The sequence below is a fragment of the Shewanella electrodiphila genome (assembly GCF_023283985.1).
Classification (GTDB): domain Bacteria; phylum Pseudomonadota; class Gammaproteobacteria; order Enterobacterales; family Shewanellaceae; genus Shewanella; species Shewanella electrodiphila.
The window spans coordinates 33,400-46,896 of sequence record NZ_JAKIKU010000008.1 but is presented as its reverse complement, the minus strand read 5'-3'; the positions used below and the strand labels follow the sequence as shown (position 1 = coordinate 46,896).

General features: G+C 40.8%; 13 protein-coding genes. 10 read left to right on the top strand and 3 right to left on the bottom strand.

The window, feature by feature from the left end:
• The first annotated feature begins 47 nt into the window (after positions 1-47).
• Positions 48-1,385 (top strand): dicarboxylate/amino acid:cation symporter, encoded by a 1,338-nt coding sequence (locus L2737_RS14860; RefSeq protein WP_102527824.1) that lies wholly within the window; start codon positions 48-50, stop codon positions 1,383-1,385.
• A gap of 94 nt (positions 1,386-1,479) precedes the next feature.
• Here L2737_RS14860 and L2737_RS14855 read toward each other — a convergent pair whose 3' ends face one another.
• Positions 1,480-1,899: an META domain-containing protein gene (locus tag L2737_RS14855; protein ID WP_229368550.1), complete on the bottom strand. Its 420-nt coding sequence runs from the start codon at positions 1,897-1,899 to the stop codon at positions 1,480-1,482.
• A gap of 174 nt (positions 1,900-2,073) precedes the next feature.
• Here L2737_RS14855 and L2737_RS14850 point away from each other — a divergent pair, with 174 nt between their 5' ends.
• Genes L2737_RS14850 through L2737_RS14840 form a run of 3 tightly spaced genes read left to right on the top strand, consistent with a single transcriptional unit; the run spans position 2,074 to position 3,316 of the window.
• The gene (locus tag L2737_RS14850; protein ID WP_102527822.1) at positions 2,074-2,289 is read left to right on the top strand and encodes a hypothetical protein; all 216 of its coding nucleotides are present in this window, start codon (positions 2,074-2,076) and stop codon (positions 2,287-2,289) included.
• Positions 2,286-2,846: a GNAT family N-acetyltransferase gene (locus L2737_RS14845; RefSeq protein WP_248956227.1), complete on the top strand. Its 561-nt coding sequence runs from the start codon at positions 2,286-2,288 to the stop codon at positions 2,844-2,846. Before L2737_RS14850 ends, L2737_RS14845 begins: the two co-directional genes overlap by 4 nt.
• Before the next feature lie 50 nt (positions 2,847-2,896).
• A complete protein-coding gene (locus L2737_RS14840) occupies positions 2,897-3,316 on the top strand; it encodes a hypothetical protein (protein ID WP_248956226.1) in 420 nt (139 codons plus the stop codon).
• A 34-nt stretch (positions 3,317-3,350) separates the two neighbouring features.
• Here L2737_RS14840 and L2737_RS14835 read toward each other — a convergent pair whose 3' ends face one another.
• Positions 3,351-4,088, bottom strand: a complete 738-nt coding sequence (locus L2737_RS14835; RefSeq protein WP_248956225.1) for a GNAT family N-acetyltransferase — start codon at positions 4,086-4,088, stop codon at positions 3,351-3,353.
• Between the two features lie 339 nt (positions 4,089-4,427).
• On the opposite strand from L2737_RS14835, the gene L2737_RS14830 reads away from it, so the two are divergent.
• Both L2737_RS14830 and L2737_RS14825 read left to right on the top strand, forming a co-directional pair.
• Entirely contained in the window at positions 4,428-5,027 is a 600-nt protein-coding gene (locus tag L2737_RS14830) for a flavin reductase family protein (RefSeq protein ID WP_248956224.1), read from the top strand.
• A gap of 113 nt (positions 5,028-5,140) precedes the next feature.
• Complete coding sequence (locus L2737_RS14825; protein ID WP_248956223.1) at positions 5,141-5,704, top strand: MAPEG family protein; 564 nt, start codon at positions 5,141-5,143, stop codon at positions 5,702-5,704.
• A gap of 186 nt (positions 5,705-5,890) precedes the next feature.
• On the opposite strand, the gene metK is transcribed toward L2737_RS14825, so the two are convergent.
• Positions 5,891-7,042, bottom strand: a complete 1,152-nt coding sequence (gene metK / locus L2737_RS14820) for a methionine adenosyltransferase (RefSeq protein WP_102527816.1) — start codon at positions 7,040-7,042, stop codon at positions 5,891-5,893.
• Between the two features lie 578 nt (positions 7,043-7,620).
• Here metK and tkt point away from each other — a divergent pair.
• From tkt to fba, 4 genes are all read left to right on the top strand, one after another.
• A complete protein-coding gene (tkt, locus tag L2737_RS14815; RefSeq protein WP_248956309.1) occupies positions 7,621-9,615 on the top strand; it encodes a transketolase in 1,995 nt (664 codons plus the stop codon).
• Between the two features lie 130 nt (positions 9,616-9,745).
• A complete protein-coding gene (gene epd, locus L2737_RS14810; RefSeq protein WP_102527814.1) occupies positions 9,746-10,768 on the top strand; it encodes an erythrose-4-phosphate dehydrogenase in 1,023 nt (340 codons plus the stop codon).
• An 86-nt stretch (positions 10,769-10,854) separates the two neighbouring features.
• A complete protein-coding gene (locus tag L2737_RS14805; RefSeq protein ID WP_102527813.1) occupies positions 10,855-12,030 on the top strand; it encodes a phosphoglycerate kinase in 1,176 nt (391 codons plus the stop codon).
• 257 nt (positions 12,031-12,287) lie between these two features.
• Complete coding sequence (fba, locus tag L2737_RS14800) at positions 12,288-13,352, top strand: class II fructose-bisphosphate aldolase (protein WP_102527812.1); 1,065 nt, start codon at positions 12,288-12,290, stop codon at positions 13,350-13,352.
• Positions 13,353-13,497: the final 145 nt, after the last annotated feature.

Genomic DNA, 13,497 nt, shown 5'->3' with positions numbered 1-13,497 from the left:
GCGCGAATTTATTACAACTCACTTACTCAATCTGCAAGGTTTACATCATGTCAAAACATGCTCCGTCACTGCCAAGTCGAGTTTGGTCTCGCTGGATGTCAGTTCCGTTATGGTTACAAATTCTTATCGGGATGGTGTTAGGTATTATTGCTGGGGTCAGCTTAGGCGAAGATGCAAGCTATCTTAAGCCGATTGGTACTTTATTTGTTAACACCATTAAAATGCTCATTGTGCCGCTAGTATTTTGTTCGTTAATTGTCGGGGTTACCTCGATGCAAGATACCGCCAAGATGGGGCGAATTGGTTTTAAATCCTTTGCATTTTATTTAGGTACAACCTCTATTGCTATCAGCATTGGCTTATTGGTTGGCAATATCATGCAGCCGGGAGCCGGACTTGGTTTACAAACTAGTGAGATCATTAATGAAGTGAAAGAAGTGCCCACCTTAATGGACACCTTGATTAATATCGTACCCACTAACCCTGTAGCTGCGCTGGCAAGTGGTCAGATTTTACAGGTGATTGTATTTGCAGTTGCTTTGGGTATTTCACTGGTATTGATAGGCGATCACGGTAAGCCCGCTATTCGAGTATTTGAAAGTTTAGCTGAGGCCATGTTCAAGCTAACTGATCTTGTCATGAAGCTTGCTCCTTATGGCGTCTTTGGCTTGATGGCATGGGTTGCTGGTGAGTATGGCCTTGATATGTTACTGCCATTAATTAAAGTGATTATTGCCGTTTATGTTGGTTGTGCTTTGCATATCTTAGGTTTCTACAGCCTAGTGTTAAGTGCATTCGGTAAACTGAATCCGATTCAATTTTTCAAAGGCATCGGCAATGCAATGGCGGTGGCATTTACCACTTCAAGCTCTGCGGGCACATTACCTGCAAGTATGAAATGTGCTAGCGAAAACTTAGGGATTAACAAGAAGATTTCAAGTTTCGTATTACCGCTTGGTACGACAATCAACATGGATGGCACCGCACTTTATCAAGGTGTAACGGCATTGTTCGTCGCTCAAGCATTTGGTATTGATTTAACTTGGGTTGATTACATCACCATTATATTAACCGCAACGCTTGCGTCGATAGGTACCGCTGGCGTACCTGGTGCGGGTCTTGTGATGTTAACATTAGTATTAACCACAGTTGGTTTACCGCTAGAAGGTGTAGCGATTATTGCCGGTATTGACCGTGTGTTAGATATGGCGCGAACAGTGGTTAACGTATCTGGTGATTTAGTTGCAACAACGATTATTGCCCGCTCTGAAGATGAGATTGATGTAGAGCATTACAATGCAGATATGGAGCAATCAGCGATTATTGCTCAACACGCTGAGGTCGATATGAAGCAGAAAGTAGAAGATAATATTCGAACGAGTTAGCGCTCTATTGACTGGTTTTATTCGTTTCGAGAAACAAAAAAGAGTCGTTTCATCATTGATTAATTGATGAAACGACTCTTTTTTTTCATGAGATTTAATCTTCTTTCTTGCTTAACACTAATAAGTTAGCACCCGCATCAGACTTTAATAATAATTTGCCTGATTTCGATATTGTGATGTTAGTGACTAGTGGCATCGCTTTCATCACGCGCTGTTCTTGCTTCATCAGTACATCAACGCATGCCATCATGCTTGAACCTGCGGGTAAAAGTGTTAATTGGTTTTCTTCTTGTTCATACTCACCAAAAAACTGATTGCAGCTATTATTACCTGATAGTTTGCCGTCAGCGGCGAAAATGATTTCAGCAGGACTGTGATTGATTACGGCTTCAGATAATGCTGACTCCACATGCCAGTTACCTACTATATTGATTTCTTCAGCTTGATGACTGTTGCTTTGACAAGCACTAAGGCCGAAAATAACCAAACAAGCAGTGAAAATGGGTTTTATCATGATGGATTGATTCCAATAAGGATGCTAATACGTATTAATATCCATAGTATATACTGTGTTTTGCGGTTATTTTTCACTTTCAACAAGATTTAATCTTTTAACGTATAAAAGTTGCTGTTTTAGGTATTCAAATCAATTTATCTTTCAGTTTATTTCTTAATAAGAGTTGCGCTAATGAGTAAGATTTTTAAGATGATGCATATGCTTGGGTTATTGTCTGTTGGCATAGGTGCGAGCTTGTACCTTTTTACTGACTTCGCCAACGAAGTCAGCGGCATGTTGCTTGTTGCCAGTTTAATTGGCGTTGGCTTATTAATCATGGCACCTTACCCTGTTGCGTTAGTATTTGATTGGGCGCAAAAACAAAATGGTGATAACGCTTCTAAATGAATATCAAATATCGATTAGCAAATGAAGCTGATGCTAATGCTATTGCTCAGCTTGAAAAGCAGTATATGAATGATGAATTATCTTCTTCTGCAGAAGTGATGTCTGGTCAGTGTTTTTCTAAAACACAAATAAGTGAGTTGATTAAAAAAGGCTGGATTATGTTGGCTGAAACAACAGAAAATGAAAATGTTGTCACAGCTATTATTGGTTACGTTATTGCGGGTCCATGGTCATGGTTTCAAGCTTGGGGAATTTATGCCCACGTACTACGCAAAATGAATGATATTGAAGTGGGCTTTAGTCGACTAAGCTCAAACAATAGCTGCCAGTATGGACCAATATGGATACATCCCAATTATCGTGGTCAGGGTATCTTTGAGCAATTAGTGCAACAACTTAAACGTAAAGTTTCAGCCAAATACAGCTTTATGGTGACATTTATTGCTGAAGAAAATGCGCTCTCCTTTGCCGCGCACACTAAGAAATCGCCAATGGAAGTCGTGGATTACTTCAGCTTTCAACAACGTGATTACTATTTGTTAGTGATGAAAAACTAGCCCTAATCACTCTAATCTTTTATTAATCTTTTAAATTGAGTAATCCCGTTATGGCACATTCTGAATCGATAACCTTTGAACAAGTATTTCAACCTTATCTGCATTTAAGGTTGGCAGCGTTTGAAAACCTAAAAATTGTGGTTGGTGTTTTGGCGGCTTTGGAAAAGCATTATTCAGCCTTTGAAATTGAACTTAACCCTCAACTCTTCATTTCACAAGTGGAGGACAAAAGCAGTTCAAGCGCTGAGGGCAAGTCACCACTCAACTTGAAGCCATATTATATTGTTGAAACTGAGTTTGGTAATATTGTATGCGGCCGCACAAATGGTTATGAAGAGGCCATAAAACTGATAGCAACAGATGCTGAACCTATTGATTTATCTTCAGGCAAGCCGGTTAATGTGCCTATTCTTAGTCTGCAGCAGATTTCATTTATGTGTGTTGAAACTTCACACTTCGATCATTGTTAATCAGGTCGTTAAGTTCAAATGCTAATTGAACGCCTTATTTTGAAACAAGCTTCATCAGAATTAAGGGTCTATCTGGCTGTTGGTACTTAAGAAATAATTGTTGGATATCATTATCAGGTTTGTGGCAAACGATAAAACCATAAGCTTGATAAAATGATTCAAGTTCGGGAATCGCAAAAACATAAGCTTGTTCGAGTAATAATTCAGGTTTTATATATTCCAGTAATTGATGAGCAAACCCTTGTCCTCGTGCAATTTGTGCGACGACTAATCCAGTGACCAATTGACACTTGCCGATAGGTTTAATTCGAATGCTGGCTTCAATTTCACCCAGTGATCCCAATGAATCTTTGGCTTCAACCTCTATGTTTATGCCTTGATTCAATTTAGATAAATCATCACTCAAATCATCACTCAAATCATCACTTAAATCATCACTCAAATCATCACTTAGAGCATCACTTAGAACATCACTTAGAGTTCCACTCAAGCCAGCATCTATTACGCTATTATTTTGCAGTTTGCGATAAGCACCTTTTGTACTGCGATTTCTTATGAGTGCGATGCGATCGTTAATACTGGGTTTTGAGTAACTTAAATGTTGGCGATAAAAAAGTTTTATTTCAGACCACTGCATTTGGGCGAGTAAAATCTGGTTATTGTCTTGTATTGGGGTTTGTTCATGATTTTGTTCATGGCTTTTTTCAAGGTTGTGTTTAGGCTTCTGCTTATGAGTGAGCAGAAACGCTGGAGGGGAAAACCACTCAGGCATGGGCACAATGATCCTGTCAATTTTTATAAGTAATCTGAGTTTTGTGTTTCGCCATCATAACAAATCATCAGTTTAGCTGATATGAATAGCTAAATTTCAATGATCTAGCCCTCGTTCAATAACATCACTACCTTCTGCGCGTTAAATGTTGAGCATAATATGCTCAGTTTTGCTGATAAATTATGTTAATGACTTGTTTTATTTTGAGTGGGAAGATTTGGGCTTGTTTGAACAATTATAGGGTGATAGCTTAGTAAGTAACTTATTTAGCATATGATTTTCATCAGTTTACCCGAGCTCAATTAGCTAAGTTGATGTTTAGAACAACTTGAGACATAAATGGAATTTTTGCCAGAATCATTAACACCGCAACAAGTTTATAAATTGCTTATTGGTGGTGTTAGCCCAAGACCTATTGCTTGGGTTTCAACAGTATCAAAATCAGGGGTCAATAATTTAGCACCTTTTTCATTTTTTACTGTAGCAAGTGCTAATCCACCAGTCTTGTGTTTTAACCCTATGAGCACAGATAAAGGGGCTGAGAAAGACACTTTAGTCAATATTCGTGAACAGCAAGAATTTGTGATCAATAGTGTCAGCTATTCAGATTTAGCGGTGATGAATCAAACCTGCCATCAAATCCCCGCAACTGAAGATGAGTTTGAATATGCAAGTGTTGAGAAACAGGCTTCATCGATAGTCGCTCCGCATAGAGTGAAGCAAGCGATTGTCAGTTTTGAATGTAGACTAAATCAAATTGTAGATTTAGGGCAGGATCCCATGTCAGGCCATTTAGTGCTAGGTGATGTGGTTGCTATTCACGTGCGCGATGATGCTGTTACTGACTTTAAAATCGACAGTGAAATGTTGGATGCCATCGGCAGAATGGCGGGTAATGACTATAGTTTAACAAGAGACAAAGTGCAGCTAAATCGATAAATTTTGAATTAGTGATACTCCTGTTGGAGTGCGAATATCGGTATATGACCATATTAATGAAGGATCATAGAGGTCATTTTTTAGCAGTTGAGCATTAATGACAGGGAGAGATAATGCCAATTTCAAGTTCAATTACCAATAAACTTACCAGTAAGCAACGTGATGTCACTCAAGGTATTGTGATAGGGATGCTTGTGTCTTTTGCTGTAGTGATTTATGGCGCACTAGCAAACCCTTTTGAATATAGTGAGCCACAATCATTAATTGAAAGGTTGGTTATTTATGCCTATGGGATGATTTTACCAACGTTAAGTTTAATCATTGCAGTGGGGCGTGTTGCTAAGCATCGATTTTTCAGTGCGAAAGATATTGATGGTAGCAGTTATTATGAGCAATCAGAGCGAGTTAGGCGCTTGCAAAGTGTTCTGCAAAATACCTTAGAACAATTTTGTATTGTGATGAGTGTGTATTTCTTATGGGCTTTCATTATGCCCGCTGACTATATGTCGTTAATTGGATTAATTTCGATATTATTTTTTATCGGCCGAATATTGTTTATGCGCGGTTATGATAAAGGGGCGGGGGCAAGATCTATCGGCTTTAGTTTGACCTTTTATCCGTCGGTGTTAACTGTGGGCGCGATTATCATTTATCTTTTCTATCGTACTTTCACCTAGCCTGTAGTGTACATATATCTTGTACTGCCAATAGTTATCTATCTTGCACTGTACATAGTTATTTTTAACTCTAGATATCAAGTGAGATAAATTAAAGGCACAAAAAAACCGTCAATTGACGGTTTTTTTATTGCTTAACTTAGCGTAAACAATTTACTTGGCATCAGCAGTCAATAAGTTTAAAACTTATAGACCTGCATCAGCGCGCAAGATTTCAGCTTTATCAGTTGCTTCCCAAGGGAACTCTTCACGACCGAAGTGACCGTATGCAGCTGTTCCTTGGTAGATAGGACGTGCAAGGTCTAGCATTGCTGTTAAGCCGTATGGACGTAGCTCAAAATGCTGACGTACAAGCTTAATCAATACATCTTCAGATACTTTACCAGTACCAAATGTTTCAATGCTGATAGATGTTGGCTCTGCAACACCAATTGCATAAGACACTTGGATTTCACAGCGGTCGGCAAGACCTGCAGCTACGATATTTTTAGCAACGTAACGCGCAGCATATGCAGCACTACGGTCAACTTTTGATGGGTCTTTACCAGAGAAAGCACCACCACCGTGACGAGCCATACCGCCGTAGGTATCTACGATGATTTTACGGCCTGTTAAACCACAATCACCTACCGGTCCGCCAATAACGAAACGACCAGTTGGGTTGATGAAGTATTTAGTGTCTTTGTTTAACCACTGAGATGGTAAAACAGGCTTAATGATGGTTTCCATCACGCCTTCAATCAAGTCTTCTTGGGTCACATCTTCACGATGTTGAGTCGAAAGCACGATAGCATCGATGCCTTTGATTTTGCCATTTTCATAAGCAAAAGTGACTTGGCTTTTTGCATCAGGACGTAACCAAGGTAAAGTACCATCTTTACGCACTTCAGACTGACGCTTCACTAATTTGTGTGCGTAAGTAATCGGTGCAGGCATTAATACGTCGGTTTCGTTACTCGCGTAACCAAACATAAGACCTTGGTCACCCGCGCCTTGTTCAGCTGGATCGCTACGGTCAACACCTTGGTTAATGTCTGGAGACTGTTTACCAATGGCATTTAAAATCGCACAAGAATCAGCATCAAAACCCATGTCTGAATGGGTGTAACCAATTTCACGTACTGTTTTACGTGTGATTTCTTCGATATCAACCCAAGCAGAAGTTGTGACTTCACCGCCGACTAAAACCATACCGGTTTTAACGTAAGTTTCACAAGCAACGCGTGCTTTAGGGTCTTGCTCTAAAATTGCGTCTAATACCGCATCAGAAATCTGATCGGCGATTTTATCTGGATGACCTTCTGAGACTGACTCAGAGGTGAACAAGTGGTTTGCCATAGTTGGTAAATCTCGTCTTTTGGAATTTGAACGTGTAGAAGCATCTACATCTAGACGTCTATAATAATTCAAATCGGATTGGATAACACCCCTTAGAACTAATATAAGTTAATAATTGTGCAATCATTCAAATATTTATAAAAATCCATTTTTGACTGTTTTAGATATCAATAAATTAATCTTATGAAATTTATGCAGTTATTTAACTTTTTAGCTCCAACCTTAAGGTTTAAATGGGCGGTAATAGAACAATTATTTTAGTTGAGTATTATTAATTTTGACTGTTTTAATACGTTTATTGGCAATAAATATTCACATCGTTTAGTACGCATAACGGTGATTTTGGATCAGGCATTCTTTATGGAATGTTGAGGATGGGTGTAAAAAGTTATATAAATGTTAGCGCTAACATGGTATAAATTTAAGCCGTTTAATATCTTATTTAGCTGGGGCTTGGTAGTCAGATGCAAAAAATTGCGACTTATATCTAATAATAATTTGCGTCCCATCGCTGAGTAGGGGAAAATATGTCCCCACAATTGCCCGCTAGACCTCATCATCAACAAGCAGGAGAGAGCATGTCATCTCGTAAAGAACTCGCTAACGCAATCCGTGCATTAACCATGGATGCTGTTCAAAAAGCCAATTCTGGCCACCCAGGTGCACCAATGGGGATGGCTGACATCGCTGAAGTGCTATGGAATGACTTCCTTAAGCACAACCCAAACAACCCAGAATGGGTTGATCGTGACCGTTTTGTATTATCAAATGGCCATGGTTCAATGCTTATCTACTCTTTACTGCATTTAACAGGTTATGCATTACCTATTGAAGAATTGAAGAACTTCCGTCAGCTTCATTCTAAAACCCCTGGTCATCCTGAATATGGTTATACGCCAGGTGTTGAAACTACAACGGGCCCATTAGGCGCTGGTATCAGTAACGCTGTCGGTATGGCGATTGCTGAAAAAACCTTGGCTGCTCAGTTTAATCAACCTGGTCACGATATCGTTGACCACTTCACTTACTGTTTCTTAGGTGATGGCTGTTTGATGGAAGGTATTTCTCATGAAGCATGTTCATTAGCAGGTACTTTAGGTCTTGGTAAGCTTGTGGCTTTCTGGGATGACAATGGTATTTCTATTGATGGTCATGTTGAAGGCTGGTTCACCGATGACACGCCTAAACGTTTTGAATCATACGGCTGGCACGTTATCGCAGACGTAGATGGACACGATAGTGATGCAATCCGCGCTGCTATTGAAGAAGCGAAGTCTGTTACTGATAAGCCAACAATGATTTGTTGTAAAACGACCATTGGTTTTGGTTCGCCAAATAAGTCAGGTAGTCATGATTGTCACGGCGCACCACTGGGTGATGCTGAAATCGCTGCAGCACGTGAATTCCTTGGTTGGGATCACGGTGCATTTGAAATCCCTGAAACTGTTTATGAAGGTTGGGATGCAAAAGATTCTGGCGCTTCAAACGAAGCAAGTTGGAACGAGAAATTTGCAGCTTATACTGCCGCTTTCCCTGAGCTAGCAGCTGAATACAAACGTCGTGTTATCACAGGCGAGCTTCCTGCAGAATTTGAAGAAAAAGCCAACGCATTTATTCAAGAATGCCAAGATAAAGCAGAAGGCATTGCAAGTCGCAAAGCTTCACAAAACGCCATCGGTTTCTTCGGCGAAATGTTACCTGAACTGTTAGGTGGCTCTGCTGACTTAGCGGGTTCAAACCTGACTCTTTGGTCTGGTTCAAAAGGTATTCAAGACGATCCTGCTGGCAACTACATCTACTACGGTGTACGTGAGTTCGGTATGAGCGGCATTATGAATGGTGCTTCTTTGCATGGTGGTTTCATTAACTACGGCGCGACGTTCATGATGTTTATGGAATACGCTCGCAATGCAGTACGTATGTCAGCATTAATGGGCATTCAAAACGTGTTCGTTTATACCCATGATTCAATTGGTCAAGGTGAAGATGGACCAACTCACCAACCAGTAGAACAACTTGCTAACTTACGTATGACGCCAAACATGACTGTATGGCGCCCATGTGATGCAGCGGAAACTGCTGTATCTTGGAAGTCTGCTATTGAAAACCGTAAAGCGCCAACTTCACTTATCTTTAGTCGCCAAGGCCTTAAGGCACAAGCACGTACAGCTGAGCAATTAGCTAATGTTGCTAAAGGTGGTTATGTACTGTCTGATTGTGAAGGTACTGCTGAAGTGATTCTAATTGCTACAGGTAGTGAAGTGCAGCTAGCACTTGATTCTGCTGCAGCATTGACTGAAAAAGGTCAAAAAGTTCGCGTTGTTTCTATGCCATCTACTAACGTATTTGATAAGCAAGATGCAGCTTATAAAGAATCAGTATTACCTGCTGGCGTACTGAAACGTGTTGCTATTGAAGCTGCGCATGTTGATTACTGGCACAAATATGTTGGTTTTAACGGCGCTGTAGTCGGTATGTCTACGTTTGGTGAGTCTGCACCTGGCGGTGATTTATTGAAGCACTTCGGCTTTACCGTTGAAAACGTGGTTAACACAGTGAATGCTCTGGTTTAACCAATATACAGTTAAATAATAAGGGTAAACTTTTACCCTTTAAGTCTGTATAATGCGGCCTGCAATCACTTGCAGGCCGTTTTATTATCTGCTTTTTACTGAGTACTGTTAAGAGGAAGCTTAACCCTCAATGATCCGAGTCGCTATCAATGGTTATGGCCGTATAGGTCGTTCTATCCTCCGTGCACTATACGAGTCGGGTAAACGTCAAGAAATCCAGATCGTGGCAATTAATGAACTTGCCAAACCTGCCGCAATCAGTCACCTCACTCAATATGATACGACTCATGGCCGTTTTCAAAATACGGTTAAGTTAAAAGATGAACAGCTCGTCATCGGCGATGATGTGATTCAATTGTTCCATCAGCCTGACGCGAATTTACTGCCTTGGTCAGATCTCGATATTGATATCGTTTATGAATGCAGTGGTAGTTTAGGCGATCGAGCAGAATGCGAAGCGCATATAAAAGCCGGTGCCAAACAAGTCCTGATTAGTCACCCTTCTTCTGCTGATGTTGATGCCACTATTGTATTTGGTGTCAATGATGATTTACTCAAAGCAGACCATACAGTTGTTTCAAATGCGTCATGTACCACCAACTGTATTGTGCCTGTCATTGATGTGCTAGATAATCACTTCGGGGTGAAAAGCGGCGCAATAACGACTATCCATTCATCGATGAATGATCAACAAGTTATTGATGCGTATCATGACGATTTACGCAGAACACGTGCAGCTGGTCAATCCATCATCCCAGTAGATACAAAACTTGCTCGCGGCATTGAAAGAATTTTGCCGCACATGAAAGACAAGTTTGAAGCGATTTCAGTGCGAGTGCCCACTATTAATGTCACCGCAATTGATTTATCGGTGACATTGAATGAGCGAGTAGATATTGCCAAGATAAACCATGTTTTAGAGCATGCAGCCAGCGGATTATTTAATGCGGTGCTAGGCTATACCGATGCGCCATTGGTGTCGTGTGATTTTAACCACGACCCGCGCTCCAGTATTGTTGATGGCACTCAAACGCGGGTGAGCGACGGCCACTTGGTCAAGTTATTACTTTGGTGTGATAACGAATGGGGTTTTGCAAATCGAATGCTCGACACCAGCTTAGCAATGATATTAGCTAAGCAAACAGATAACTAATTTTATTGTTATTGAGCGCTTTATCTCTGCGGGTAAAGCGCTCAGTAGCAAAAGCAGTTTTGTTTTTAAATTATAAGGAAAGTCTAATGGCTATTATCAATATGAGTGAGTTAGATTTAACCAATAAGCGTGTGCTTATTCGTGAAGATCTAAACGTACCTGTCAGTGATGGTGTTGTAACGAGTGATGCTCGTTTACGTGCTGCTTTACCAACAATTAAGCTAGCGCTTGAAAAAGGTGCAGCTGTGATGGTGATGTCACATTTAGGTCGTCCAACTGAAGGCGAGTTTAACCCTGAGTTTTCTATGCAGCCAGTGGTGAACTACTTAAATGAAGCACTTGATTGCCCTGTAAGTTTAGCGTCAGATTACCTTGATGGTGTTGAAGCTAAAGTTGGTGAAGTCGTAGTATTCGAAAACGTACGTTTTAACGTCGGCGAAAAGAAAAACGATGAAGCTTTAGCTAAAAAACTAGCGGCATTATGTGATGTCTACGTAATGGATGCATTTGGTACAGCGCATCGTGCGCAAGCATCGACTCATGGCGTTGGACTTCATGCATCAGTAGCTTGTGCTGGCCCACTTCTAGCGGGCGAGTTATCTGCTCTGGGTAAAGCATTAGATAATCCAGCCCGTCCAATGGTTGCTATTGTAGGTGGTTCAAAAGTATCAACAAAATTGACCGTTCTTGAAAGCTTATCAACTAAGGTTGATCAGTTAGTTGTCGGTGGCGGAATTGCGAACACATTCGTCGCGGCAGCTGGCCACCAAGTGGGTAAGTCATTATTTGAAGCTGATTTAGTGGATGAAGCTAAACGTTTAGTTGCAAACGCACAAAGCCGTGGCGGCGATATCCCTGTACCGACTGATGTTGTTGTAGCGAGTGAATTTAGCCCAACAGCTGAAGCTACATTAAAATCTGTTAGTGATGTATCTGATACTGATATGATTTTTGATATCGGCCCTGATAGCGCAGAAGCATTAGCTAAAATTATTGAAGCAGCAGGCACTGTTGTGTGGAATGGCCCAGTTGGCGTATTCGAATTTGACCAATTTGGCGAAGGTACTAAACGTATCGCGCAGGCGATTGCCGATTCGAGTGCATTCTCTATTGCAGGTGGTGGCGATACGTTAGCAGCAGTAGATAAATATGATATTGCTGATAAAGTCTCTTATATCTCTACAGGTGGTGGCGCTTTCCTTGAGTTCCTTGAAGGAAAAGAATTACCTGCAGTAACCATGCTTGAACAGCGTGGTGCTTAACAAGCAAGTATAAAAAACGTTTTAGCCATTTCGTCACTTAGATGCTAACCAAAGAGTTGGCACTAAGGCTGACGGGCTAAAACGGAAAGATTGCAGTAAGAAAAATATAATTATTAGAAAAAAACCGCCCGTGTTCTTTATTGAAACGTTGGCTATTTACGGATAGTTAACCTGGCTTTGAAGTGTCATAGGGTATAAAAATCAATCCAAAGCGATAGCGACCTAGGTGAGACATCACCCTACTTTTGGAGTAAAAAATGGCCTTAATATCTCTACGTCAAATGTTAGACCATGCTGCAGAACACGATTACGGTGTTCCAGCATTCAACGTAAACAACCTTGAGCAAATGCGTGCAATTATGCAAGCTGCTGAAGCAACTGACAGCCCTGTGATTGTTCAGGCATCAGCTGGCGCACGTAAGTACGCTCGTCCTCAGTTTCTTAAGTACTTGATGGCTGCTGCTCTTGAGCAATATCCAGATATTCCAGTATGTATTCACCAAGACCATGGTACCGATCCTGATATTTGTCAGCGTTCTATCCAATTAGGTATGTCTTCAGTGATGATGGACGGTTCTTTGATGGCTGATGGTAAGACACCTGCATCGTATGATTACAACGTGGATGTAACGCGTCGTACTGTTGCTTTCGCTCATGCTTGTGGTGTGTCTGTTGAAGGTGAAATTGGTTGTTTAGGTAGCCTCGAAACCGGTGAAGCTGGCGAAGAAGATGGCATTGGCGCTGCAGGTATCCTAACAATGGATCAAATGTTAACTACGCCAGAAGAAGCTGCACGTTTTGTTGCTGATACTCATGTTGATGCATTGGCTATTGCAATTGGTACCAGCCATGGTGCTTACAAGTTCAGCCAACGTCCTACTGGTGATGTGTTGCGTATTGACCGTATTAAAGAAATCCACGCTCGTATTCCTAATACTCACTTAGTTATGCACGGTTCTTCTTCTGTACCGCAAGAGTGGTTAGAAGTGATTAACCAGTACGGCGGCGCGATCCCTGAAACTTACGGTGTGCCGTTAGAAGAAATCGTTGAAGGTATTAAGCACGGTGTGCGTAAAGTAAATATCGATACTGATCTACGTTTAGCCTCAACGGGTGCAGTACGTAAATTCCTTGCTGAAAATCCATCAGAATTTGATCCACGTAAATTCTTAAAAGCATCTATGGAAGCAATGGCTGATATCTGTACAACACGTTACGAAGCATTTGGTTGTGCTGGCATGGGCTCTAAGATCAAGCCTAAGTCACTACAAGCAATGTATAAAGCGTATCAGTCAGGTGAACTTAATCCTCAAATTAACTAATGGCTGACTTTTACAAGAGTCTTTAGTTATATGAGTATTTAGTTACATGAGTCTTTAGTTATATGTGAAAGTAACAACACTTATCAGTTAACTAATTGATTAATAAAGCTTCAAAAAACCAGCGGTCAACGCTGGTTTTTTTATG